The organism is Burkholderia sp. AU38729 (assembly GCF_020419725.1).
GTDB lineage: Bacteria > Pseudomonadota > Gammaproteobacteria > Burkholderiales > Burkholderiaceae > Burkholderia.
This window is the reverse complement of record NZ_JAIZQO010000011.1, coordinates 349,533-373,186: the sequence shown is the minus strand read 5'-3', so window position 1 is coordinate 373,186 and position 23,654 is coordinate 349,533. Positions and strand designations below refer to the sequence as shown.

21 protein-coding genes and 1 rRNA gene are annotated in these 23,654 nt (G+C 67.0%); 5 read left to right on the top strand and 17 right to left on the bottom strand.

Annotation, left to right across the window (positions count from 1 at the left end):
• The 8 genes from LGM56_RS28545 to phnS all read right to left on the bottom strand — a co-directional run.
• Positions 1-69: ribosomal RNA gene (locus tag LGM56_RS28545) — 16S ribosomal RNA — on the bottom strand; the annotation flags it as partial.
• A 511-nt stretch (positions 70-580) separates the two neighbouring features.
• A complete protein-coding gene (locus tag LGM56_RS28540; protein WP_089496165.1) occupies positions 581-1,135 on the bottom strand; it encodes a phosphonate degradation HD-domain oxygenase in 555 nt (184 codons plus the stop codon).
• A 4-nt stretch (positions 1,136-1,139) separates the two neighbouring features.
• Positions 1,140-2,594, bottom strand: a complete 1,455-nt coding sequence (gene phnY, locus LGM56_RS28535; RefSeq protein ID WP_226207381.1) for a phosphonoacetaldehyde dehydrogenase — start codon at positions 2,592-2,594, stop codon at positions 1,140-1,142.
• Positions 2,591-3,898: a phosphonoacetate hydrolase gene (phnA, locus tag LGM56_RS28530; protein ID WP_226207380.1), complete on the bottom strand. Its 1,308-nt coding sequence runs from the start codon at positions 3,896-3,898 to the stop codon at positions 2,591-2,593. The genes phnY and phnA overlap by 4 nt, the downstream gene beginning before the upstream one ends.
• A complete protein-coding gene (gene phnV / locus LGM56_RS28525) occupies positions 3,895-4,755 on the bottom strand; it encodes a 2-aminoethylphosphonate ABC transport system, membrane component PhnV (RefSeq protein ID WP_069252527.1) in 861 nt (286 codons plus the stop codon). The genes phnA and phnV overlap by 4 nt, the downstream gene beginning before the upstream one ends.
• On the bottom strand, positions 4,745-5,665 hold the full coding sequence (locus LGM56_RS28520) for a 2-aminoethylphosphonate ABC transporter permease subunit (RefSeq protein ID WP_226207379.1): 921 nt from the start codon (positions 5,663-5,665) through the stop codon (positions 4,745-4,747). Before LGM56_RS28520 ends, phnV begins: the two co-directional genes overlap by 11 nt.
• Complete coding sequence (gene phnT / locus LGM56_RS28515) at positions 5,643-6,746, bottom strand: 2-aminoethylphosphonate ABC transport system ATP-binding subunit PhnT (protein ID WP_226207378.1); 1,104 nt, start codon at positions 6,744-6,746, stop codon at positions 5,643-5,645. The genes LGM56_RS28520 and phnT overlap by 23 nt, the downstream gene beginning before the upstream one ends.
• A gap of 34 nt (positions 6,747-6,780) precedes the next feature.
• A complete protein-coding gene (gene phnS / locus LGM56_RS28510; protein ID WP_226207377.1) occupies positions 6,781-7,869 on the bottom strand; it encodes a 2-aminoethylphosphonate ABC transporter substrate-binding protein in 1,089 nt (362 codons plus the stop codon).
• A 259-nt stretch (positions 7,870-8,128) separates the two neighbouring features.
• On the opposite strand from phnS, the gene LGM56_RS28505 reads away from it, so the two are divergent.
• Positions 8,129-9,238, top strand: a complete 1,110-nt coding sequence (locus tag LGM56_RS28505; protein ID WP_226207376.1) for a 2-aminoethylphosphonate--pyruvate transaminase — start codon at positions 8,129-8,131, stop codon at positions 9,236-9,238.
• A gap of 76 nt (positions 9,239-9,314) precedes the next feature.
• Here LGM56_RS28505 and LGM56_RS28500 read toward each other — a convergent pair whose 3' ends face one another.
• Genes LGM56_RS28500 through aroQ form a run of 3 tightly spaced genes read right to left on the bottom strand, consistent with a single transcriptional unit; the run spans position 9,315 to position 11,997 of the window.
• On the bottom strand, positions 9,315-10,658 hold the full coding sequence (locus tag LGM56_RS28500) for an MFS transporter (RefSeq protein ID WP_089496159.1): 1,344 nt from the start codon (positions 10,656-10,658) through the stop codon (positions 9,315-9,317).
• A 32-nt stretch (positions 10,659-10,690) separates the two neighbouring features.
• A complete protein-coding gene (locus LGM56_RS28495; protein WP_089496158.1) occupies positions 10,691-11,545 on the bottom strand; it encodes a shikimate dehydrogenase in 855 nt (284 codons plus the stop codon).
• Entirely contained in the window at positions 11,542-11,997 is a 456-nt protein-coding gene (aroQ, locus tag LGM56_RS28490; RefSeq protein WP_089429019.1) for a type II 3-dehydroquinate dehydratase, read from the bottom strand. The genes LGM56_RS28495 and aroQ overlap by 4 nt, the downstream gene beginning before the upstream one ends.
• 257 nt (positions 11,998-12,254) lie before the next feature.
• On the opposite strand from aroQ, the gene LGM56_RS28485 reads away from it, so the two are divergent.
• Positions 12,255-14,147: a bifunctional sugar phosphate isomerase/epimerase/4-hydroxyphenylpyruvate dioxygenase family protein gene (locus LGM56_RS28485; RefSeq protein WP_089496157.1), complete on the top strand. Its 1,893-nt coding sequence runs from the start codon at positions 12,255-12,257 to the stop codon at positions 14,145-14,147.
• A 288-nt stretch (positions 14,148-14,435) separates the two neighbouring features.
• The gene (locus tag LGM56_RS28480) at positions 14,436-14,699 is read left to right on the top strand and encodes a hypothetical protein (RefSeq protein ID WP_039367795.1); all 264 of its coding nucleotides are present in this window, start codon (positions 14,436-14,438) and stop codon (positions 14,697-14,699) included.
• A gap of 79 nt (positions 14,700-14,778) precedes the next feature.
• Here LGM56_RS28480 and LGM56_RS28475 read toward each other — a convergent pair whose 3' ends face one another.
• A complete protein-coding gene (locus LGM56_RS28475; RefSeq protein WP_089459046.1) occupies positions 14,779-15,573 on the bottom strand; it encodes an AraC family transcriptional regulator in 795 nt (264 codons plus the stop codon).
• 670 nt (positions 15,574-16,243) lie between these two features.
• Between LGM56_RS28475 and LGM56_RS28470 the strand changes: the two genes are divergently transcribed.
• Positions 16,244-17,380: a branched-chain amino acid ABC transporter substrate-binding protein gene (locus tag LGM56_RS28470; protein ID WP_089496155.1), complete on the top strand. Its 1,137-nt coding sequence runs from the start codon at positions 16,244-16,246 to the stop codon at positions 17,378-17,380.
• A 342-nt stretch (positions 17,381-17,722) separates the two neighbouring features.
• On the top strand, positions 17,723-19,030 hold the full coding sequence (locus LGM56_RS28465; protein WP_226207375.1) for an MFS transporter: 1,308 nt from the start codon (positions 17,723-17,725) through the stop codon (positions 19,028-19,030).
• Between the two features lie 144 nt (positions 19,031-19,174).
• Here LGM56_RS28465 and LGM56_RS28460 read toward each other — a convergent pair whose 3' ends face one another.
• The 5 genes from LGM56_RS28460 to LGM56_RS28440 all read right to left on the bottom strand — a co-directional run bounded on the left by LGM56_RS28460 (position 19,175) and on the right by LGM56_RS28440 (position 23,546).
• Entirely contained in the window at positions 19,175-19,612 is a 438-nt protein-coding gene (locus tag LGM56_RS28460) for a DoxX family protein (protein ID WP_226207374.1), read from the bottom strand.
• Between the two features lie 194 nt (positions 19,613-19,806).
• A complete protein-coding gene (locus tag LGM56_RS28455) occupies positions 19,807-20,262 on the bottom strand; it encodes an RbsD/FucU family protein (RefSeq protein ID WP_089496153.1) in 456 nt (151 codons plus the stop codon).
• A gap of 78 nt (positions 20,263-20,340) precedes the next feature.
• Positions 20,341-20,733 carry a nuclear transport factor 2 family protein gene (locus LGM56_RS28450; protein WP_089496152.1) on the bottom strand — a complete coding sequence of 131 codons (393 nt, stop codon included), beginning with the start codon at positions 20,731-20,733 and terminating at the stop codon, positions 20,341-20,343.
• 180 nt (positions 20,734-20,913) lie between these two features.
• Positions 20,914-22,407 (bottom strand): aminotransferase class IV, encoded by a 1,494-nt coding sequence (locus tag LGM56_RS28445; protein WP_226207373.1) that lies wholly within the window; start codon positions 22,405-22,407, stop codon positions 20,914-20,916.
• Positions 22,404-23,546 carry a branched-chain amino acid ABC transporter substrate-binding protein gene (locus tag LGM56_RS28440; protein ID WP_226207372.1) on the bottom strand — a complete coding sequence of 381 codons (1,143 nt, stop codon included), beginning with the start codon at positions 23,544-23,546 and terminating at the stop codon, positions 22,404-22,406. The genes LGM56_RS28445 and LGM56_RS28440 overlap by 4 nt, the downstream gene beginning before the upstream one ends.
• Between the last annotated feature and the right edge of the window lie 108 nt (positions 23,547-23,654).

The window sequence follows — 23,654 nt, the reverse complement described above, 5'->3', positions numbered from 1 at the left end:
CCGTTCGACTTGCATGTGTAAGGCATGCCGCCAGCGTTCAATCTGAGCCAGGATCAAACTCTTCAGTTTAAACCTGTTACTGTTTTCGGTTCAGTTAAGAACCGGTCGCTCACTCAAAGCTGACAGGAATATGAATTGCTTCATAAACCTGACTTACTTTAGTGTGAGACTCTTGATACTTTCGCTATCTGATCCGAGGATCAGCTCGCTTCCATCAAGCGCCCACACTTATCGGCTGTTAATTTTTAAAGAGCATTCTGCGAGGAACTTCGTGTTTCTCAGCAGCGCTGCGTTTTCAGCAGCAGAGAAGCGAGATTATGAACCGTGTTTCGCAGCTCGTCAACAACTTTTTACACTACATCGTTGCGACTGCGGGGCTCAACTTCCAGGCCAGTTGCGCGCTCCTGACTCCAGCACACCGCCAACCCTGCTTCCCTTCTCCCGCGCTGCGTTTCCGTTAGCGCGAAAGAGGCGTGATTGTAGGCAGCCTCCTCGATCTGCGCAAGGGGTTTCTCAAAAAATATAAGGCCCCGCACGCTGCCGCGTGCGGGGCCTTATATAGATAGAAGCGGCCGAACCGTCAGGCCGCCACGCGCACCTGGCGCGAGACGATCTCCATATAGTGATCGAGATCCGGCGTCACCTTGCCTTCTTCCTTCGCCATATCGTCCCAGCGGCGCAGACGCAGTGCGTCCTCCGCGAACGGGCGCTGCAGGAACGCCGCCGTCTCCTCTTCACTGAAGATGCCGCCCTGCAGCGCGAGGCTGCGCACCGAGTCCGGCGACAGACTCTCGAAGTAGCCGGCGTCCGTGCGGCACAGGCAGCGCTTCGCGTCGACGTGCAGCCGAATCGGCTCCAGCACCGCGTCGGAAAACAGCGGCCGCAGGAACGGCAGCACGTAATACTGATGCAGATCGTCGATCCCGCGCGCGCTCGGCGTCTCGCCCTGGCGATTCAGCAGATGCCCGAGGTCATGCAGGAACGCCGCCGCGACCAGCGCTTCGTCCGCCCCCGCCTCTTCGGCCAGCAATCCGCTCTGCAATGCATGCTCGAGCTGCGTGACCGGCTCGCCGCTATAGGCCACATGGCCATGCTCGCGATACAGCCCGTGGATCTCTTCCACCGTCAATGCCATTCATTCACTCCCAAGGCAGCGAAAACGTCTTCAGGTTCGTGAAGCTCTTCATCGCCTCCTGAACGCCTTCCTTGTAACCGAGCCCCGAATCCTTGATCCCGCCGAACGGCGACAGCTCGATCCGGTAGCCGGGCACTTCCCATACATTCACCGTGCCGACGTTCAGCTCGTTCACGAACCGCACGACCGCCGCCGTGCTGTCGGTACAGACGCCCGACGACAGCCCGAACGCCGTCCCGTTGCTGATCCGGATCGCGTCGTCGATCGTGTCGAACGTGATCACCGGCGAGACCGGCCCGAAGGTCTCCTCGCGCACGAGCGTCATCGACGGATCGACGTTGTCGAGCACGGTCGGCGCATACAGCGCGCCGCGCCGCACATTGCCGGTCAGCAGGCGCGCGCCCTGCGCGACCGCCTCTTCCACTCGCGCCTCGAACAGCCGAGCCGCTTCCTCGTCGATCACCGTGCCCATCTCGTTGGCGGGATCGAACGGATCGCCGTACTTCCATGCACGCGTCTTCTCGACGAGCAATTCGGTAAACGCCGGCGCGATCGAACGCTGTACCAGCATCCGCTTGACCGCCGTGCAGCGCTGGCCCGAATTCCGATACGAGCCGAGCACGGCCAGCGACGCCGCGCGGTCGAGATCGGCGTCCTCGAGGACGATCAGCGGATCGTTGCCGCCCAGCTCCAGCACGATGCGGCGGTAGCCGGCCCGCGCGGCAATCGCCTTGCCGATCGCCACGCCGCCCGTAAACGTAATCAGCGACGCATGCGGATGCGTGACGAGTTCGTCCGCGATCTCGCGCGGATCGCCGGTCAGCACCTGCAGCATCGGCTCCGGCAGCCCGGCTTCATACAGCAGATCGGCCAGGTAGAACGCCGACAGCGGCACCTTCTCCGACGGCTTCACGATCACACGGTTGTTGGTCGCGATCGCCGGCGCGATCTTGTGCGCCACCTGGTTCATCGGATGATTGAACGGCGTGATCGCGACGATCACACCGTCGAGCGGCTGGCGCTGCGAAAACACGCGGCGCGCCTTGCCGCGGGGCGTCAGGTCGCACGAGAAACTCTGCGCGTCGTCGCGCAACGCCTCGACTGCCGCAAACTTCAACACGTCGGCCACGCGGCCGATCTCGTAGCGGGAGTCCTGTTTCGACAATCCCGATTCGAGCGTGATCAGGTCGGATGCTTCCTCGGTGCGCTCGCGCAACAGCGCGGCCGCACGCTCGAGGATCTGCGAACGCTCGTACCGCGTGAGCTTCGGCCGGTACGCCATCGCGTAGTCGAATGCCGCGCGCACATCCTCGATGCTCGCCAGCGGCACCGTCCCGACGCGCGTGCCCGTGTAAGGGTCCATGACGTCGAGCGTGCGTTCCCGCGTCGCGCGGGTGCCGCACCAGCGCAGCGCCTCTGCACGAAACGCCGGGTGATCGTGTCGGGGATGAGCCATCATGTCGCGACCCGGTTCAGCACGAAATCGAACACGTCGAAGTTGCGCGGGCGACGCGCGGGATCGGCCGGCTCGATACGGCGATTGAACAGCAGCGGCACTTCCTGCTCCGACACGCCGCCATGCGAACGCAGCGGCACCGTGAGGCCCGACAGATCGTGTTCGCGCTCCCGCGTGCCGAGCGTCATGTCGCGGCGGCCGATCACGACGACGTCGCCGATCCGGTCGGCCGGCAACTCGAAACGGGCGGCGGCTTCCGCGTTGTCGAGCACGAGCTCGACGCCGTCGAGGCCACCGACGCGCCACATCGCCTCGGCCCGGTCGACGCCCGGCGCCAGATAGACGGTCGCAAACGAGCCGAGCGCGCCGTGGTGCACGACGTACGGATCCGTGATCGGCAGGATCACGCGCGCGGCCTGCGCGCCGTACCAGCCGTCGAATGCGTCCTGCAGATAGATGACGTTCGGCCGGCCCGTCGCCGGATCGTGCTTGGCGTTCATCCCGTGGTCGGCCGTGAGGCCGATCGCCCAGCCGAGCGCGTCGAGCTGCGCAAGATAGCCGTCCATCATCGCGTAGAACGCGTTCGCGCCCGCACTGCCCGGCTCGCACTTGTGCTGCACGTAATCGGTGGTCGACAGGTACATCAGGTCGACCTGGCGCGTCTGCGCAAGCCGCACGCCGGCCGCGAACACGAATTCGGACAACGCCGCGCTGTAGACGTCCGGCGACGGCAGGCCGACCCAGTCGAGCACGTCGACGATCCCGTTTTCCGCGAGATTCGCCTGCGCGGCCTTCTCGGCCGAAAAGCAGATGCCGTTCAGTTGCCAGCCGAGCAGCCGGCGCAGCTTGTCCTTCGCCGTCACGACGGCGACGCGCGCACCGGCGTCGGCGGCCGCCGCGAGCAGCGTGCCGGCCCGTAGGTAGGCCGGGTCGTTCATCATGACTTCGGCGCCACGCGCGCCGTCGGCGGCCGGATCCCAGAAGTAGTTGCCGCAGATCCCGTGGACCGACGGCGGCACGCCGCAGACGATCGACAGGTTGTTCGGGTTGGTGAAGGTCGGCACGACGCAATCGGCGCGCCAGGCCGTGCCTTCCGCGATCATCCGGCCGATGAACGGCGCGACGCCCGCTGCCACCGCCCGTTCGAGATAGTCGTACTCGCAGCCGTCGACGCAGACGACGACGGTCGGCTCGACCGGCAGCCGGTAGTGGCGGCCGTTGACGTCGACGGAACGTCCCGCGAGGCCCGTCGATGCGCCGGCTGCCGACGCGTCACCAGGCTGGCGCAGTGCGAACGCGGCGTTCATGATGCCACCCGCTTGCCGCGCGGCACGCGCGCCGCGATCAGCAGCAGCGCCGCGAGCGACGCGCCGAGCATCAGCAGCGACAGCGCCGATGCCGGAAGGTAATACCCGCGCTCGACCTGGCCGATCACGACGATCGGCACGGTGGCGAAGCCGGGCGGATAAACCGTCAGCGTCGCGCCGAGCTCGCCGAGCGACAGCGCGAAACCGAGCGCGAGGCTCGCGCGCAGCGCGGGCACGAGCTGCGGCAGCAGCACGCGACGCAGCACCATCGCGGGCGGCGCACCGAGGCTTGCCGCGGCCTCGCGCAGCACGGTCAGTTCCGGACGCAGCGCGGCGGCCGCGCAGCGATAGCAGAACGGCAAGATCAGCGCGAGCTGCACGAGCACGACGATCGCCGCCGAGCTCGACAGGTCGACCGGCTTCTGGTGATACGCGATCAGCACCGCGAGCCCGAGCACGACGCTCGGCACACCGTTCGGCACCATCACGAGCGCGTCGACCACCGCGCCAAGGCCGCGCCGGTCGCGCCCTTCGAGCGCCAGCGCAAGCCACAGCCCGAGGATCGTGCCGACCGCGGACACGCCGAAGCCGATTTCCAGGCTCGTCAGCAGCGCATCGTATTCCGGCGACCCGAGCCGCTCGAACCAGCGCAGGCTGTAGCCGGCCGGCAGGATCGTGCCCGACCACTGCGTCGACACGCTCGACAGCGCGACGACGATGACCGGCAACACGAACAGCCAGAAGCACGCGAACGCGGCCAGCGCGAGCGCCGCGCGCGACGCATGCTTGAGCACCGTGTCGCCCCAGCCGATCTGGTGGCGCGGCACGGCTTGCCCGATACGAAATTCAGCGGACATCGTTTCCTCCCGTCGCACGCCGGTTCACCCGGCGATAAACCGCATACAGCGCCAGCGACAGCGCGAGCATCACGACCGCGCCGGCCGACGCGGTCGGCAGGTCGAGGTCGACCGTCGCGCTGCTGTAGATCGCAACCGGCAGCGTCACGAGCCGCGCGCTGCCCAGCACGAGCAGAATCCCGAATTCGTTCAGCGTCAGCAGGAAACACAGCACGGTGCCGGCGGCGATGCCCGGCCACGCGATCGGCAGCACGACGCGACGTGCCAGCATCCAGCCGGACGCGCCGAGGCTGCGCGCGGCTTCGATCAGCCGCAGATCGAGCGTCGCGAACGACGCGAGCGTCGGCCGCACGACGAACGGCGTATAGAACACGGTCTGCGCGAGGATCACGCCGCCGATGCCGAACAGGAAGTTCAGCGGCGGCTCCTCCAGATGGAACAGGTGCTGCAGCGCGATGCTGATCGAGCCTTGCGAGCCGTACAGGAAGATCAGCGTGAACGCGACGAGGAACGACGGGAACGCGACGTACAGCTCCAGGAAGCGCGTGACCAGCGACGCGCCCGGAAACGGCTTGAAGAACAGCAGCGCGGCCAGCAGCACGCCGAGCACCGACGCAGTGCCGGCGCTCGCGAACAGCACGCCAAGTGTGGTCAGCATCACGTTGCGCGTGTCGGGGTTGCCGAAGAACGTGCGGTACGCGGCGAAACTCAGCCCATGGTCGCCCGACACGCTCAGCAACACGAGCCGCACCAGCGGATAGACGACGAGCGGGCCCAGCAGGACGGTCGCGAGCGCGGCCAGGTGCAGATCACCCATGCGCTTGCGGCGCCGCGCGGCGGCGGCGTGCGCGGCAGCCGACGCGAGCACGTGCGGCGGCAGGCCGGCTTCAGGGCTCGATAAGGACGACATCGTCTGCCTCGCAATGCAGGGAAACGCGCGCACCGCGCTCGGGAGCCGCACCGCGGCCGCGTTGCATCGTCACGCGCACCGGCTCGTCGGGGGCCGCATCGATCGTGACCGCGATCGACAGGTCAGCGCCCTGCCATTCGACGGACGATACCGTGCCGTGCAGCCCGCCCGCGGCGGGCGGCATCAGGGTCAGGTGCTCGGGGCGCACGCAGGCCACCTTGCCGCGCACTTCGTGGCGCGGATCGCCGAGCGGGAAGATCACGTGCGGCGGCAGCAGGTTCGCCGGGCCGAGATAGCGTGCGACGTAGCCGTCCTGCGGCGCGTCGTACAGCTGCTGCGGCGTACCGAGCTGCGCGATGTGGCCGTCGCGCATCAGCAGCGCGCGATCGGACAGCACGAGTGCGTCGTCGCGGTCGTGCGTCACGCAGACGACGGTCAGGTTCGGCAGGCGCTCGTGCAGCGCCTTCAGTTCGCTGCGCACCGAGGCGCGCAGGTTGGCGTCGAGCGCCGACAGCGGCTCGTCGAGGAGCAGCACGTCCGGCTCGATCACGAGCGCGCGCGCCAGCGCGACGCGCTGCTGCATCCCGCCCGACAGTTGCGCGGGCAGGTGATGGCCCGCATCGCCGAGCTGCACGAGCTTCAGCGCATCGGCGACGCGGCGCGTCACTTCCGACGACGCCATGCCGCGTGCGCGCAGCCCGAATGCGACGTTCTCGAACACCGTCAGGTGCGGGAACAGCGCGTAATTCTGGAACAGCAGACCGAGGTTGCGCTTGTGCGGCGGCGCATAGGTCAGGTCGCGTCCGGCCACGGTCAGCGTGCCGGTCAGGCCGTCGGCCTTCACGAACCCGGCGATGAAGCGCAGCAGCGTGGTCTTGCCGCAGCCGCTCTTGCCGAGCACGGTCAGAAATTCACCGGCACCGATCGACAGCGACAGATCTTCCAGCACCGTGCGTGCGCCGTAGCGCACGCTCAGGTGTTCGATCTGCACGCCGCCCGGCGCGCCGGACCGCAGCGTTGCCTGCGGTTCGGCGGCGCCGAATGCGCCGGGATGGGTCAGGGCGGTTTCCACCGGGTTCATCCTCTTGCTCACAAATACAGGCGGCGTGCGCCGATCACTTCGGCTTGACGACGTCGAGCTGCTTGCCCGAGCTGCCGATCACGTCCTTCTTCCAGCGCTCGATCCACACCGGCTTCTTCGCCATCACCTGGGTCCAGTCGACCGGGATCAGCTTCACGCCCGCGATCGCCTTCTTGACCGCTTCGCCGTTCTTGCCGGCCAGCGGCACGTCCGTGCGGCCCGGGATGCCGTACATATCCGGCACCTTCGACTGCACGTCGGTCGACATCAGGTAGTCGATCAGCTTCTTGCCGGCGTCCTGGTTCGGGCCGCTCTTGATCAGGCCGATGCCGTACGGGAGCTGGAACGTGGTCGGCTGGTCGCCTTCCTTCGCGGCCAGGAAGATCGGCTTGACGGACAGCGCGCCGTGTTCGGCGTCGTCGAGGTCCATCTGCAGGTCGCCGTTCGCGACGCTGATTTCGTTACGCGACAGCAGCACGTTCAGGTAGCCCGTGCCCTTCGTGTGGAACTTCACGCTCTGCGACAGCTTCGCGAGGTAGTCGAACGCCTTGTCCTCGCCCATCAGCGACGTCGTCAGGATCAGCACGGCCATCCCGTCGCCGGCGGTGGCCGGGTTCGAGTACGCGACCTTGCCGGCGTAGGCCGGCGCGAGCAGGTCGGCGAACGTCTTCGGCTGGTTCTTCACGACGTCCGGGTTGATCGCGAACGAGAAGTAATTGTTCACGAACGTCGCCCACGTGCCGTCTTCGGCCTTCGCGATGGCCGGCACGTTCTTGTAGTTCACGCTCTGGTACGGCTGCAGCAGGCCCATCTGGCCAGCTTGCTGAATGAACGGCGGCAGCGTGACGATCACGTCGGCCTTCGGGGAGTTCTTCTCGATGTTCGCACGATTGACGACTTCACCGCTGCCCGCCGTCACGATGTTGACCTTGACGCCTTCCTTCTTCTCGAAAGCCGGCAGCACATCGCGATAGAGGTTCTCGAGGCCGTCTGCCGTATACAGCACGACCGCGTTCGCCGCATGTGCGGGCAGCGCGGCGCCCATCAGGCCGGCGACGCTGGCGGCCAGCGCAAGCTTGCGGAACGCGCCGGCAGCGGCGCGCGAGGGTTTCTGCAGTGTCATCTGACTTCTCCGTAGGCGGAACACCAAATGGCCGGGGCACGATCCGGCTCTCCTGTTATCTCCGGGCAAGGCCGATCGACGGCCCGCCTCGCTACCGCGCCGAGGTGAGGTTTCGCGCGGCAAGCGAAGGATCACAGCGTTCGATGACAAACCCGTGACGAATGCGGCAATTTCCAAAAAATGACACATTTTGCCAATATCATGCAAGTCATTCAGAAATGCTTCCCGGCGTTTCTTCCGACCTTTGCAGAGGAAAACCATGTCTGATCCGATTCTTCTTACGCCTGGCCCGCTCACCACGTCCGCCACAACGCGCCACGCAATGCAACACGACTGGGGCTCGTGGGATGCCGCGTTCAATCAACTGACGGCCAGCGTCTGCGCGGATCTCGTCGCGATCGCGCACGGCGGCGATGAATACGTGTGCGTGCCGATGCAGGGTAGCGGCACGTTCTCCGTCGAAGCCGCGCTCGGCACGCTGGTGCCGCGTGACGGCGTCGTGCTGGTGCCCGACAACGGCGCGTACTGCGCGCGCATCCTGAAGATCCTCGGCCGGCTGGGTATCGAAGCCATCGCGTTGCCGTTCGGCGAGGACGCGGCCGTCGATCCGGCCGCGCTCGAAGCCGCGTTCGTGCGCGAGCCGCGCATCACGCACGTCGCGCAGGTGCATCTGGAGACGAGCGCCGGGATCCTGAACCCGCTCGACGACATCGCCGCCGTGTGCCGGCGCCGCGGCAAGCGGCTGATCGTCGACGCGATGAGCTCGTTCGGCGCGCTGCCGATCACGCTGGCCGGTAGCGGCATCGATGCGCTGATCTCGGCGAGCGGCAAATGCCTGGAAGGCGTGCCGGGGATGGGGTTCGCGATCGTGCGGCGCGACGCGCTCGACGCGAGCGAAGGCAACTCGCCGTCGCTCGCGCTCGATCTCCACGATCAATACGCGTACCTGCGCAAGACGGGCCAGTGGCGCTTCACGCCGCCGACGCACGTGATCGCCGCGCTGCGCGCCGCACTCGATCAGTACCTCGCCGAAGGCGGCCAGCCGGCGCGCGGCGCGCGCTATGTGGATAACTGCCGGACGCTGGTCGATTCGATGCACGCGCTCGGCTTCACGCCGTTCCTCGATGCGAGCGTACAGGCGCCGGTGATCGTCACGTTCCACGCGCCCGACCACCCGGCCTACGATTTCCGCCGCTTCTACGACGCGGTGCGCGACGCGGGCTTCATCCTGTATCCGGGCAAGCTCACGCAGCTCGAGACGTTCCGTGTCGGCTGCATCGGCGCGATCGACTCGAACGATATCCGCCGCGCGGTCGCGGCCATTGCGCAGGCGGTCGAATCGCTCGGCATCGCAGTTCAGCGCGCGTAAGCGCCGTACCACGCAAAAAAGCCCGGCGGCCTTGCGGCTGCCGGGCTGACGCACAGGATCTGCGTGGAGCCGGTGCTTACAGCTCGATCCGCTTGATGTCGCCGACCACGAAGATGTACGACGCCGCACCGACCAGCGCGATCACGCCGATGAACACGAGCGCGCCGACGAACGACCCGGTCGACGCGACGATGAAGCCGACCACGAGCGGCGTGACGATGCCCGCCAGGTTCGCCGCGAAGTTGAAGATGCCGCCCGTGACGCCGAGCAGGCCGTCCGGCGCGATGTCCGACACGAGCGTCCAGCCGAGGGCAGCCATCCCCTGCGCGAAGAACGCGACCGACATGATCGCGATCACGGCCTCGTTGCTCTGCACGTAGTTCGCGAGAATGATCGTCGATGCGAGCAGCAGGCCCGCGATGATCGGCAGCTTGCGCGCGAGGTTCGCGGACTTGCCGCGACGCAACAGCCAGTCGGAGAAGATCCCGCCGAACATCACGCCGACCGACGCGGCGATGAACGGCATCACCGCGAAGAAGCCGATCTTCAGCCAGCCCATGTGGCGTTCGGTGGCGAGGTAGGTCGGGAACCAGGTCAGGAAGAACACGAGCGTCGAGTTGCCGGCGAACTGGCCGAGGCAGATGCCCGCAAGCTGGCGCTTCTTCACCAGTTGGCCGACCATCGACCAGCTGAACTTGGCCTGCGCCGGCTTGTCGCCCTTGTCGCCGCTCTTGCGCGCACCGTGTACGAGACCGCCGCCCGCCTCGATATAGGCCAGCTCCTCCGAGTTCGCACCCGGATGGTTGCGCGGCTCGTGATAGAACTTCCACCAGACCAGGCCGAACACGATACCCACCGCGCCGACGACCCAGAACAGCGAGCGCCAGCCGAACGCACCCATCAGCGCGAACAGCACCGGGCTGAAGAACGCCAGGCCGATGTACTCGCCGACGGTGTAGGTACCCGTCGCCATCGCACGCTCGTTCTGCGGGAACCACGTCGCGACGACGCGGCTGTTGGTCGGGAAGCACGGCGCTTCCGTCACGCCGAGGCCGAGCCGGCAAGCGAGCAGCGTCGCGACGCCCGGCACGAAGCCTTGCAGGAACGTGCACAGCGACCACAGCGTCATCGACCAGTAATAGGTGATCTTGCTGCCGAAGCGGTCGAGGAACAGGCCGCCGGGAACCTGCATCGCGACATACGTCCACGAAAACGCGGAAAACATGATGCCCATCACGGCCGCGTTGATGCCGAGCTCCTTGGTGAGCTGAGGCGCAGCCACCCCCAGCACGGTGCGGTCGAGATAGTTGATCATCGTGCCGATCGCGAGCAGCGCGAGAATCTTGTAGCGCGCCGAAGTGCGCCGGACGGTGCCGGCCGCCTGCGCCGGCGCGGCGCTCGTGTGGGTGGTGTGCTGCATGGTCGTCTCCTGGTCTCTCTTTATGGAAGGGGTCAGCGCGCGACGAGCGACTGAAAGTGTTCGAACATCCGCTCGGCGTCGGGCGTGCGTCCGGTGAAGATCTCGAACGCGTCGACCGCCTGGTAGACGGCCATCCCGCCGCCCGGCAGCGTGGCGCAACCGGCCGCGCGCGCCGCGTGGATCAGTTCGGTTTCGAGCGGGAAGTACACGATGTCGGCCACCCACATGCCCGCGTGGAGCAGGTCGGCCGGCAGCGGCAGGCCCGGATGCTTGGCCATGCCGGTGGGCGTGCAGTGGATCAGGCCCGTCGCGGCGCGCATCGAGGCCGCGAGATCGTCGCCCTGCACGACGCGTGCCGCCGGGAAGCGCTGCTGCAACTCGGCCGCGAGCGCGGCGGCGCGCGTGCCGTCGACATCGAAAATCGTCAGCTCGGCCGCGCCCATTTGCAGCGCCGCATGCGCCACGGCCGCGCCCGCGCCGCCCGCGCCGAGCTGGACGACGCGTTCGAGCGACGCGTCGGGCAACCCGCGGCGGAACGATTTCGCGAAACCCGACCAGTCGGTGTTGTGGCCGATCCGCTTGCCGTCCTTGAACAGCACGGTGTTCACCGCGCCGAGCGCGCGCGCATCGTCCGACAGTTCATCGAGGTGCTCGATCACGCGCTGCTTGCACGGATGCGTGATGTTCAGCCCGTTGAAGCCCATCCGCTGCGCGGCGTCGAGCAGTTGCGGCAGGGCGTCGACGGTCACGCCCAGCACGTCGAGATCGATGCGCCGGTAGACATAGCCGAACCCCTGGCGGAACCCTTCTTCCTCGTGCATCGCGGGCGACAGCGAGCCGCCGATGCCCTGGCCGATCAGGCCGATCAGAAACGACGGGCGGCTCATCGTGCGGCTCCCTGCGCGAACAGCGTCGCCAGACGCTGCAGCGCGAACACGTAGCCCTCGGTGCCGCAGCCGCAGATCACGGCTTCGGCGAGCGCCGACACATAGGAATGGTGCCGGAACGCCTCGCGGCGATGCACGTTCGAGATATGCACTTCGATCACCGGCTTCGCGATCGCGGAAAGCGCATCGGCCAGCGCCACCGACGTATGCGTATAGGCGGCCGGGTTGATCACGATGCCGTGCGTGTCGTGACGGGCGGCGTGCAGCCAGTCGATCAACTGGTGCTCGGCGTTCGACTGGCGAAAGTCGATTTCCAGCCCGAGCGCCTCGCCCGCCGTACGGCAGCGCTGCTCGACGTCGGCCAGCGTTTCCGCGCCGTAGATATGGGGCTCGCGGGTGCCCAACAAATTCAGGTTCGGGCCGTTCAGCACGAGCACCTTGTGCTTGCTCATCGTGTTTCTGCTCCTGAAACAGGGGCAGACCACGATCGGCGCCGCCCCGAAGACATCGGAATGTGGCGCTAGTGTGCGCCCGTGCAAGCGGGCTGTCTTTTCGGGTTTTCGCTAATTTGTACCACCTAGTTAGTTTGTACAATACGCATCACTAGCCCAGTAAATTCGGGATATGGCGTTCGCGACGAATTCAATGACTGGTTCATTCAGGGTCGATTCGACCGGCGCCATGCCCCGCTCATCCGCAGGAATCGCCCATGCAGCGCTCGATCGCCACCGTGTCACTGTCCGGCACGCTCGCCGAGAAACTCGCCGCCATCCAGGCCGCAGGCTTCGACGGCGTCGAAATCTTCGAAAACGACCTCGTCTACTTCGATGGATCGCCGGCCGACGTCCGGCGCATGGCCGCCGATCTCGGCCTCGACATCGTGCTGTTCCAGCCCTTTCGCGACTTCGAGGGGGTGAGCGCGGCCCAGCTCGCCCGCAACCTCGACCGGATCAAGCGCAAGTTCGACGTGATGCATGCACTCGGCACCGACCGCATCCTGGTATGCAGCAACGTGTCGGCCGACACGATCGCGGACGACGGGCTGCTCGTCGACCAGCTCGGCGCGCTCGCCGAAGCCGCGCGGCAGGCCGGCGTGGTCGCCGCGTACGAAGCGCTCGCGTGGGGCCGCGTCGTGAAGCGCTACGGCCATGCGTGGAAACTCGTGAATGCCGTGAACAGCCCGCATCTCGGCCTGGCGCTCGACAGCTTCCACACACTGTCGCTCGACGATTCGCCGGACGCGATCGCGGACATCCCCGGCGACCGGATCGCGTTCGTGCAGATCGCCGATGCGCCGAAGCTCGCGATGGACGTGCTCGAATGGAGCCGCCATTTCCGCTCGTTCCCGGGCCAGGGCGACTTCGACCTTGCACGCTTCACCGCGCGCGTGATCGAGTCGGGCTATACGGGGCCGCTGTCGCTCGAGATCTTCAACGACGGCTTCCGCGCCGCGCCGACCGCGATCACGGCTGCCGACGGTCATCGTTCGCTGCTCTATCTGGAAGAACTGACGCGCGAGCGGCTCGCGCAGGACGGCCGCGCGCCGGCCGCCGGCCAGCCGCTGTTCGCGCCGCCGGCGCCGCCCGCGCACGTCGGGTTCCAGTTCATCGAATTCGCGGTCGACGCGCAGGCGGCGGCGACCGTCGGCGAGTGGCTCGGCCGGATGCGCTTCCGGCTCGCGGGCCGCCATCGCTCGAAGGACGTGACGCTGTTCCAGCACGGCGCCGCATCGATCGTGCTGAACGCCGAGCGCGACTCGTTCGCCGACGCGTTCTTCCAGCAGCACGGGCTGTCGCTGTGCGCATCGGCATTCCGTGTCGACGACGCGAAAGTGGCGTTCGAGCGCGCAGCCGGCTTCGGCTATGCGCCGTTCTCCGGCCGCGTCGGGCCGAACGAGCGCGTGCTGCCGAGCGTGCAGGCGCCGGACGGCAGCCTCGAATACTTCGTCGACGAAGCGCCGAACGCGCCGACGCTGTACGAATCGGATTTCGTGCTGACCGACATCGACGGCCCGAGCGAAGTCGGCCCGCTCACGGGTATCGACCACGTGTGCCTCGCACTGCCGGCCGACGCGCTCGATACGTGGATCCTGTTCTTCAAGACGGCATTCGGCTTCGAGGCGGAACGCAGCTGGCTCGTGCCCGACCCGTACGGGCTGATGCGCAGCCGCGCGGTGCGCAGCGCCGACGGCTCGGTGCGGATCGCGCTGAACGCGTCCGTCGACCGGCACACGGCGGTCGCCGAATCGCTCGACCGCTACCACGGCACGGGGCTGAACCACGTCGCGTTCCGCACGGACGACATCGTGAAGACGATCGCCGCGTTCGCAGCCGACGGCATTCCGTTCCTGCGCATTCCGCCGAACTACTACGACGATCTCGCCGCACGCTACGCGCTGCCGGACGACCTGATCGACACGCTGAGCACGCATCACCTGCTGTACGACCGTGACGAGCACGGCGGCGAATTCCTGCACGCGTATACAGAACTGGTCGACAACCGCTTCTCGCTCGAGATCGTCGAGCGGCGCGGCGGATACGACGGCTACGGCGCGACGAATGCGGCCGTGCGGCTCGCCGCCCAGGCGCAGCGCAGGAAATAAGGGAAGGAAGCGGGCAGGGATTCAAGGGGCGCATCACATTCGCGGCCTGTGGCTGCTTCAAAGGGCCGCATCCTGGGTGCACCATCGTGGGGAATCGCTCGGCCGCGCCTCCATCCGCGCGGCTCGCCACGATCGGGCGGGAAACCGCATTCCATATGGCGTTACATCCGGTAACCCGTACCGCAGCGCAGCATTCCGTCGCCCACCGCGGTTTTAAGAATCGCTTAAGTCTTCGACGGCACCATCCGCAACCAGTACCCGATGGTTATCTCGAAAAGGAGGAAAGCGATGAGCGCCGTAGAAGCACCCGCGGGCCGCCCGGCCGCGCCCCCTGCAAAGAAGACGATGCTGCGCCGCCTGCTCAGTCATCATGAAATCGCGACGCTGCTCGTGCTGCTGCACGCACCGATCGGCGCCAATGCCAAACCCGAACTGCCTGCGCTGCAGGAAGCCGGTCTCGTCGAGATGGTCAAGCTCGACACCGAAACGGCACCCAGCTTCCGGCTGACCGAAGACGGCACCGCCGTCCTGAAAGGGCTCGGCTACCGCTGAGCCGCCGTTTTCATCCCTTTCCCGCTTTCCCGCATCACCCCGATTCCCAGCGACCCGCCGGCCCTGTCGGCGTGTCGCGTCACCCCGCCCGCTCCTGCAGCATCAACCGGTATTCCGTCGGCGTGACGCCGACCGTCGCCTTGAACTGGCGCGTGAACGCGCTGTGGTCCGTATAGCCGCATAGCGCCGCGACGTCGGTCACCTTGTCGTGCGTGACGAGCAGCGCGGTGGCCGCATCGAGCCGCGTCTTCAGCAGCACCTGGCGCGGCGTCAGGTGGAACACCTTGTGGAAGTAGCGCTCGAGCTGCGCGACCGACATCCCCGCCATCTGCGCGAGATGCTTCAGGTTCAGCGGCTGCACGTAGTGATCCTGGATGTGCTGGACGACGTCGGCGAGCCGGCTGTACGCCGGGTGCGATCCCTCGTGTGCCTTCAGGTCGCGCGAGATGCCCGCGAGGCCGACGACCCTGCCCGCGGCGTCGCGCAGCGGCTCCTTGCAGGTCAGGCACCAGCCCGGCTGACGGCCCGGATACAGGTGCAGCTCGAGCTGGTCCATCAGTTGCTGGCCGGCGTTGATCGTCGCCATGTCCTGCTCGAAATAGCTGCGGCCGAAGCGGCGCGGAAACACTTCGTCGGCCGTCTTGCCGAGCAGGTCGCGCTTGTCCTTGTAGCCGCAGCGCATCGCCAGCGTGCGATTGACGATCGCGTAGCGGCCGCTCGCATCCTTCACGAAGAACGCGACGTCCGGCAGTGCATCGAACACCGGTTCGAGCAGGCGGAAGTGCGCAAGCATCGCGCCGAAATCGGCGTTGTCGGGCTGGTAGCGCAACGGTTCGGACAGGCTCATGGGCGGTACGGCAAGCAAGGGCGTCATCCCGGCAACCGCAATGCGAGTGGCAGATGGCGTCGATTATAGAAGCGCCCCTTCGATCGCGTCGCGCCGATCGCAAAGGCGGGCAAGTTGGCGGCGGCCGTCGCGTCGCGGCGCGCCGCCGATCGGCCGGCCGGCATCGTCACGCGACATACGTTGCGTGCGCAACCACTGCGTCGAGCGTGCGGCGGCCGGCGGCGAATCCGCTTGTGTCGACGCAGCCACCACGCGTGCGCCGGTGCCGACACGTCGCGCGCGGACTGGCGCACTCGCACGCCGGCACCGTACGCCCGAACTTGCCAGCATAGAAATGCGGACGTGCAGCGTCTTGGCGCGTTTGCGCATTCGGCGTGACGATTTCGGCATATATCAGGGTTATCGACGATATGCCGATATCGTCGCCGCCCACGCATCGAACGCGCAAGACGCACGCATTTTCGCTATCTAGACTTCGCTTCACGGTCACGAGACGACCTCACGCCGCGGCAGCAATCGGCATGCATGGCCTGCGGCATCGGCCATCGGGCGCGCCGATTCCGGCACAGCCCGGACAGCACGCGGCAAGCACGCACGGCCCTCGCATCGGCCTGCCGACCGAACCGTCTCGCCCGGTTTACCGGCGCCGGCCCGCCAGCCGGCGGCGGCCCAACCACGCCATCAAGGGGAAGTGAAAGTGAAGCTGAAGGTATCGCACGTCGCGCTGGCCGCTGCCTGCGCACTGTCGGGCACGCACGCCATCGCCGCCGACGTCGTCAAGATCGGTTTCGCCGCACCGCTGACCGGCCCGCAGTCGAACTACGGCACGGACATGCAGAAGGGCGTGCAACTCGCGATCGCCGATTTCAACGCGACGCGTCCGACCATCGGCGGCAAGCCCGTCACGTTCCAGCTCGACTCGCAGGACGACCAGGCCGACCCGCGCACCGGCACGACCGTCGCGCAGCGGCTGATCGACGACAACGTCCGCGGGATCATCGGGCACTTCAACTCGGGCACGAGCATTCCCGCATCCGACCTGTACGATCGCGCGGGGCTGCCGCAGATCTCGATGGCCACGTCGCCGCAATACACGGCGCGCGGCTACAAGACGACCTACCGGCTGCTGACGAGCGACGCGCAGGCGGGCCGCATCGTCGGCACGTACGCGGTGAAGACGCTGCGCTTCAAGCGCATCGCGATCATCGACGACCGCACGGCCTACGGCCAGGGCATCGCCGACGAATTCGCGAAGGCCGTCGAAGCGGCGGGCGGCACGATCATCAAGCGCGACTTCACGAACGACAAGGCGCTCGATTTCTCCGCGATCCTGACCAACCTCAAGGGGATGAACCCGGACGCGATCTTCTACGGGGGCGGCGACGCGCAATCGTCGCCGATGATCCGCAAGATGCGCCAGCTCGGGATGAAGTCGGCGTTCGTGACGGGCGAGATGTCGCGCTCGCCGACGTTCCTGAAGGTCGGCGGCGACGCGGCCGAAGGCGCGATCGTCTACATGGGCGGGCTGCCGAAGGAAAAGATGCCCGGCTTCGCCGGCTACGCGGCACGCTACAAGGCGCGCTTCAACGAAGACGTGATCACCTACTCGCCGTACGCGTATGACGGCACGATCGCGCTGCTCACCGCGATGAAGGACGCGAACTCGACCGACCCGAAGGTGTACACGCCGTATCTCGGCAAGGTGTCGGTCAAGGGCGTGTCGGCCCCCAGCATCGCGTACGACACGAAGGGCGACCTGAGGGATGCGCCGGTGACGATCTACAAGGTCGAGCACGGCGCGTTCAAGCCGGTCGATACGATCGCCGGCAACTGATACGTAAAACCCCGCCCCACGCGGCGCGTCAGCGGCTCACCGGCCGCCCGCGCCGCGTGCGCTTTTGCGTCTGCGTCTGCGTCTGCTCCGGCTTCGCGATCCGAACCGTTCCTCGGCGCGCCCCCACGCGCGTGCATTTCGCGCTCCTGTAGAATCCCCCCACCCGCTTTGACGCTTCGTCTCCGCCGCGCCCCATCCCGGTGCGGCGGCGCGTGTTTCGTGCCGCACCCGGCACGCGGCACGCTTCGACGATGCAAGCCGCGCCTTGTCAGTCCATGCCGAAAAGCGGGCCCTGGAGACGCAGCACCGACAACACCATTCGAAAAACCAATCGTCCTGACCATGCAAGCTTCCGAATTGAGCGGCGTGCCTCGCGCCGCCGAACGCGCGCTCACGCGCAGCGACTACAAGACCCTTGGCCTCGCCGCACTCGGCGGCGCCCTCGAGTTCTACGACTTCATCATCTTCGTGTTCTTCGCGCCGGCGATTGGGCAACTGTTCTTCCCGCACGACATTCCCGACTGGCTGCGCCAGCTGCAGACGTTCGGCATCTTCGCGGCCGGCTACCTCGCGCGTCCGCTCGGCGGCGTGATCATGGCGCACTTCGGCGACCTGTTCGGCCGCAAGCGGATGTTCACGCTGAGCGTGCTGATGATGTCCGTGCCGACGCTGCTGATGGGCCTGCTGCCGACCTACGACACGATCGGCATCCTCGCGCCGGTGTTGCTGCTGCTGTTCCGCGTGCTGCAGGGCGCGGCCGTCGGCGGCGAAGTGCCGGGCGCGTGGGTGTTCGTGTCCGAGCACGTGCCGTCGCGCCACATCGGCTATGCGTGCGGCACGCTGACCGCGGGCCTGACGGCCGGCATCCTGCTCGGCTCGCTGGTGGCCGCCGGCATCAACAGCCGTTACTCGAGCGCCGAAGTCGGCGCGTTCGCGTGGCGCATCCCGTTCCTGCTCGGCGGCGTGTTCGGCCTGTTCTCGGTGTACCTGCGCCGCTGGCTGCACGAGACGCCGGTGTTCGCCGAGATGAAGGCGAAGAAGGCGCTCGCGGCCGAGATTCCGCTGAAGGCCGTGCTGCGCGACCACGGCCGCGCGGTGATCGTGTCGATGCTGCTCACGTGGATGCTGTCGGCCGCGATCGTCGTCGTGATCCTGATGACGCCCGCGTTGCTGCAGAAGCAGTTCCACCTGACACCCGCGACGACGCTGTTCGCGAACAGCGTCACGACGCTGTGCCTGACGGCCGGCTGCATCACCGCGGGTTCGCTCGCGGGCTGGATCGGCGCGAAGCGTGTGCTCGCCATCGGCGGCATCGGGCTGGCCGCGTGCTACTACCTGCTGTTCGCGCAGGTCGCGGCCGACGCGTCGACGCTGCCGCTCTACTACGGGATCGCGGGCTTCATGGTCGGCACGATCGGCGCGGTGCCGTTCGTGATGGTCAAGAGCTTCCCGGCCGTCGTGCGCTTCTCGGGCATCTCGTTCTCGTACAACGTCGCGTATGCGATCTTCGGCGGCCTCACGCCGGTGATCGTGTCGCTGATGATGAAGTCGAATCCGCTCGCACCGGTGGTGTACGTCGCGGCGATCTGCGTGCTCGGCGCGATCGCCGTGCAGTTCTCGAAGGATGCGAAGGAGGATTCGCCGCACTGAGCGGCGACGGCGCGCGTGCGGTGGCGTCCAGCGCCGCATTGAATGACCGAATGCACGCGCTCCATGAACAAAAGGGCCGAATCCCGCGGGATTCGGCCCTTTTGTTTTGCTTCAGCGCAACGGCGACGGCGCGACGACGTGCGATCAGCGCAGGCTGCCGTACGTCGTGCTCGGCCGGCGCAGGCCGTCGATGCTCGCGCCGCCGGCGCCGGTGACGTACAACAGCAGGAATCCGCCGGCGATCGCGATGTTCTTCCAGAAATGGATCACCATGTCGTGCTGGACCGCGGCGTCCGTCGCGTCCCAGAAATTGTGCCCGACCATCGCGGTCGCGACCGTGTAGAACGCCATCAGCAGCGCGAGCGGTTTCACCTTGTAGCCGACGATCAGCAGCAGCCCGCCGAGCCCCTCGATCGCGACGACGATCGGCCCCATCACCTGCGGATACGGCACGTTCAGACCATGCAGGTAGCCGATGAAATCGCCATAGCCGAGCAGCTTCATCACGCCGCCCCACAGGAACAACGCCGCCAGCGCCAGGCGCGCGAAAAAAATGACGCCGGAATCGACGGAACGCGTCATGCCTCTCTCCTCGTATGCAATTCGGCCGGCCGCCCGGAGCATACCCGGACAACTCGGCGCCGCGCGACCCTGCGGGGCCTGCGGCAAATGGGCCAGCATAGACAGAGTTTCGGCCGTGTCCAAGAAAAAGGTTGTAGCAAATCTTTACACGGCGGCCGCCGCGCGGCCCGAAGGCAGCGGTATCGCCAAGGCGTTTAGCCCGCGTCGCTCAACAACACGCCCTTCTTGAAGATGAAGCAGCCGTAGCCGCGCAGCTCGCCGGTGACGATCACCGCGTACGTCTGCTGCGCGCGCTCGTAGAACGCGAACCGCTCGATGCCCGTGAGCGGCACCGGGCGCCCTTCGGCGCGATCGATCTCGGCCTGCACTTCGCGCTGTACGGGCGGCACCGCAGCTGCGTCGCCGACGACTTCCATCCGCCACGCGGGGGTGTCGACGTACGTGTCGAGCGGCAGCACGGACAGCACCGCGCGCACGACGCGTGCCGAATCGGCACCGTCGATCCGCAACGCGCGGCCGACCACCGTGTGCTCCGCGACGGATTCCGCCGGGAAATTCGCATCGCAGATCGCGATTTCGTCACCGTGGCCCATCGCGCGCAGCGTGTGCAGGATGTCGGCGTGCAGCAGCGGGTCGAGATTCTTCAGCATGTCGGCTAGTCTCCGGGATCAGGAACGAACGCATAACGTTACCCGATCCCGGTGGCCGCTGCGCATGCATCGCTCGTATCACGACGCCGCGGCCGGCATTTCGTCGATGAAACCCGTGACCGACGCGAGGCGGCCCGATGCGTCGACAGTGCCGAAGTCCGAGCCCTTCACGATCGCCGCGCCGTCGGGCGACACGAGCGCCCACGAGAACCGCAGGTGCTGGCCGAACCCGTCGACGTCGGTCGTGCGGCGGAAGCGGAACGCGGGGAAACGCGCCTGCACGGCCGCGATCATCGCGTCGATGCCCGCGTGGCCGTCGCCGGCCATCAGCGGATCGCGATACGCCGCGTCGCTCGCGTAGGTCGCATCGATCAGCGCGCGGCGGCGCGCGACATCGGGTTCGTTCCAGGCGTCGATGTAGCGGTCGATCAGGTCGGCGTGAACGGACGAGGCGGATGGGGCGGTGTTCATGGCGAGGCTCCTTGGGTCGATGAGAGGACGATGTCGCGAACGTCGCGTGTTGCGTGTTGCGTGTTCGCGTGCAGACATCGTCGCCGGCCTCGCGCGGGCGGTCGATTACGTACGAGGTAAGGAAATCGCACCCGCGCCACCGCGATCAACCATCAACCATCAACCATCAGCCATCAGCCATCAATTGGCCGCGTAGTCGACCGCCAGGCTCCACGCCGGATCCTCGTGCTTCGCCCAGTACGCGTCGAACAACCGGCGCGTCACCGGGCCCGGCCGGCCGTCGCCGATCGGCGCGCCGTTCAGCCGCGTGACGGGCATGATCCCGCCGGCCGTCGACGTGATGAACACCTCGTCCGCATCGCGCAGTTGCACGTCGTCGATGCGATCGGCTTGCGCGTCGATGCTCATCGACGCCGCCAGCTCGAACACGGTCTGCCGCGTGATGCCGTGCAGCACACCGCGCTCGGGCGTCCGAAGCCGGCCGTCGCGTACGACGAAGATGTTGAATCCGGGCCCTTCGGCGATGCTGCCGTCCGTGCACTTCAGCACGACCGACTCCGCTCCTGCGTCATAGCCCTTCAACAGCCCCGCGACGAGGTCGAGCCAGTGGTAGTTCTTGATCTGCGGATCGACCGATTCGGGCGGAATCCGCCGCACGTCGTCGATCAGGTGCAGGTGCAGGCCCTCGCGCAACTGCCGCTCGTTCGCGACCGAGCCGTACGGCACCGCGAACGCGATGAACTGGTTCACCGCGTCGCGCGGGTCGCGGCTGAAGGTGGGCGACACGCCGCGCGTGCACAGCATTTCAACGTACGCGTTGCGCAGGCCCGAGCGGCGCACGCATTCGACGAGGATGTCGCGCAGCGCGTCGTCGCTCAGCGGCACATTCAGCCGCAGCCTCGCCAGCGAACGCCTGAACCGCGCGATGTGCCGGTCGAGGCGGAAGAAGCGGCCGTTCCACACGTGCACGGTGTCGTACGTGACGTCGGAATGCAGGAAGCCCCAGTCGAGCACCGATACGCGCGCGTCGGCGATCGGAATGAAACGGCCGTTCATGTACGCGGCACCCGGCGGATACGCGGGTGCTTCGGCCGACTGAATACCTTCCTGCGTCGTGCGCGTCGCGGCGGGAACGTGCGGTGGCGCGTAGTCGACCTGCGCGGCAAACGACGCGCGATCGGCGTCGAACACGCTGCGATGCACGACCGCATTCGGTCCCGCCGCACGATCGAACGACAGCTTGCCATCGAGATGATCGATCTCGTGCTGCATCAGCTCCGACACATCGGGCGACAGCGCATCGCGCCGATGCAGTTCGCCGTCGAGCGTCGTGTACCGCACGCTCACCGACGCGTGGCGCTCGACGCGCACGAACAGGTCGGGAAAGCACATGCAGTCATCCCACAGCGTCATGCGCGCATCGCTGCGCCACACGATCTCGGGGTTCACGATCACGTCGGGCCAGCCGTCCAGCGCGAGCGCGATCATCCGTTGCCCGACGCCGATCTGCGGCGCGGCGACCGCGCGGCCGAAACCGTGTTCGTCGCGAAATGCGCGCAGCGCGGCGCGCAGTGCGCTGGCCGCTTCGCGCACGGCGGGATCGGCAACGTCGCCGACCGGCCGCGCGACGTCACGCAACGATGCGGTGCCCACGGGAAGAATCCGCGTATTCATTTCACTACCTCCGACAAAGTCACCTTGTTGCCTCCTTTGAACGTCGAAATCGTTGCCGCCGGATTGCGCAGCTCACCGTTCGCGTCGAACGCGATCCGGCCGGTCACGCCCTGGAAGTCGACGCGATGCAGCGCGCCGACGATCTTCGCCGGATCGGTGGACTGCGCGAGCATCACCGCGTGATAGACGGCCATCATCGCGTCGTAGGCATACGGCGCGTAGAGCTGCACGGGGGCGCCGTACTTCTGCGTGAAGCGCGCCGCGAACGCGGGGCCGCCCGGCATCTTCGCGAGGCTCCGGCCGCCGTCCGCGCACACGAGGTTGCCGTCGAGCGCATCGCCGGCCAGTTTCAGGATCTCTTGCGTGCACAGACCGTCGCCACCCAGCAGCGGCGCGGCAATTCGCAGCTTCTTCATCTGCCTGAGCATCGGGCCGCCCTGCGTGTCCATGCCGCCGAAGAAGATCGCGTCGGGCGCCTTGCCCTTGAGCAGCGTCAGCGGCGCGCCGAAGTCGAACGCCTTGTCGGTCGTGTATTCGCGGCCGACCATGGCCGTGCCCGTCTTCCCGAGCCCGTCGACGAACACATCCGCGATGCCCTGGCCGTAAGCCGTGCGATCGTCGACGACGCCGATGCGGCGCGCGTGCAGTTGCTCGACCGCATAGCGGGCGACGGCCTGCCCGAGGAAGTCGTCGTTCGCAAGCATCCGGAACGTCGTGTGATAGCCGAGACGCGTGAACGCCGGATTGGTGGCCGACGGCGTCAGCTCCGCGATGCTCGCCGTCGCATAGAGCCGCGCGACGGCGATCGACGTCCCCGAATTCTGGTGGCCGATCACCGCGCTGACGTGCGTATCGACGAAGCGCTGCGCGACCGTCGTCGCGACCTTCGGGTCGGCCTGGTCGTCCTGCGCATCGAGCGCGAACGTGACCGGATGCCCGGCGACGCTCGGATGCGCCGCGTTGATTTCATCGATGGCCAGCCGGATGCCGCGTGCGCTGTCCTCGCCGAAATGCGCCTGCGCGCCCGTGAGCGCGCCGGCAAAACCTACGACGACCGTATCCGCACCGAACGCGGGAACGGCCAGTACAAGCGACACAAGTGGCACGAGCGGCGCCAGCAGCAGACGTCGGGAACGCATGATGTTTTCCTCGCAGCTTCGTCGTTGACGGATGCTACGATTATCGGCAGCCGTCACGAAATCCGATAAACATCGAGCGGCTTCGTTCGTGAGTTTGTTTCGTTTTTT

Excerpts from the sequence above, each read along its gene's own strand:
- phnV (WP_069252527.1), bottom strand. The coding sequence starts at position 4,755 with ATGTCCGCTGAATTTCGTATCGGGCAAGCCGTGCCGCGCCACCAGATC.
- LGM56_RS28520 (WP_226207379.1), bottom strand. The coding sequence starts at position 5,665 with ATGTCGTCCTTATCGAGCCCTGAAGCCGGCCTGCCGCCGCACGTGCTC.
- phnY (WP_226207381.1), bottom strand. The coding sequence starts at position 2,594 with ATGATGGCTCATCCCCGACACGATCACCCGGCGTTTCGTGCAGAGGCG.
- LGM56_RS28480 (WP_039367795.1), top strand. The coding sequence starts at position 14,436 with ATGAGCGCCGTAGAAGCACCCGCGGGCCGCCCGGCCGCGCCCCCTGCA.
- phnA (WP_226207380.1), bottom strand. The coding sequence starts at position 3,898 with ATGAACGCCGCGTTCGCACTGCGCCAGCCTGGTGACGCGTCGGCAGCC.
- aroQ (WP_089429019.1), bottom strand. The coding sequence starts at position 11,997 with ATGAGCAAGCACAAGGTGCTCGTGCTGAACGGCCCGAACCTGAATTTG.
- phnT (WP_226207378.1), bottom strand. The coding sequence starts at position 6,746 with ATGAACCCGGTGGAAACCGCCCTGACCCATCCCGGCGCATTCGGCGCC.
- LGM56_RS28465 (WP_226207375.1), top strand. The coding sequence starts at position 17,723 with ATGCAAGCTTCCGAATTGAGCGGCGTGCCTCGCGCCGCCGAACGCGCG.
- LGM56_RS28440 (WP_226207372.1), bottom strand. The coding sequence starts at position 23,546 with ATGCGTTCCCGACGTCTGCTGCTGGCGCCGCTCGTGCCACTTGTGTCG.
- LGM56_RS28540 (WP_089496165.1), bottom strand. The coding sequence starts at position 1,135 with ATGGCATTGACGGTGGAAGAGATCCACGGGCTGTATCGCGAGCATGGC.
- LGM56_RS28460 (WP_226207374.1), bottom strand. The coding sequence starts at position 19,612 with ATGACGCGTTCCGTCGATTCCGGCGTCATTTTTTTCGCGCGCCTGGCG.
- LGM56_RS28495 (WP_089496158.1), bottom strand. The coding sequence starts at position 11,545 with ATGAGCCGCCCGTCGTTTCTGATCGGCCTGATCGGCCAGGGCATCGGC.
- LGM56_RS28500 (WP_089496159.1), bottom strand. The coding sequence starts at position 10,658 with ATGCAGCACACCACCCACACGAGCGCCGCGCCGGCGCAGGCGGCCGGC.
- LGM56_RS28475 (WP_089459046.1), bottom strand. The coding sequence starts at position 15,573 with ATGACGCCCTTGCTTGCCGTACCGCCCATGAGCCTGTCCGAACCGTTG.
- LGM56_RS28505 (WP_226207376.1), top strand. The coding sequence starts at position 8,129 with ATGTCTGATCCGATTCTTCTTACGCCTGGCCCGCTCACCACGTCCGCC.
- phnS (WP_226207377.1), bottom strand. The coding sequence starts at position 7,869 with ATGACACTGCAGAAACCCTCGCGCGCCGCTGCCGGCGCGTTCCGCAAG.
- LGM56_RS28445 (WP_226207373.1), bottom strand. The coding sequence starts at position 22,407 with ATGAATACGCGGATTCTTCCCGTGGGCACCGCATCGTTGCGTGACGTC.
- LGM56_RS28450 (WP_089496152.1), bottom strand. The coding sequence starts at position 20,733 with ATGAACACCGCCCCATCCGCCTCGTCCGTTCACGCCGACCTGATCGAC.
- LGM56_RS28455 (WP_089496153.1), bottom strand. The coding sequence starts at position 20,262 with ATGCTGAAGAATCTCGACCCGCTGCTGCACGCCGACATCCTGCACACG.
- LGM56_RS28485 (WP_089496157.1), top strand. The coding sequence starts at position 12,255 with ATGCAGCGCTCGATCGCCACCGTGTCACTGTCCGGCACGCTCGCCGAG.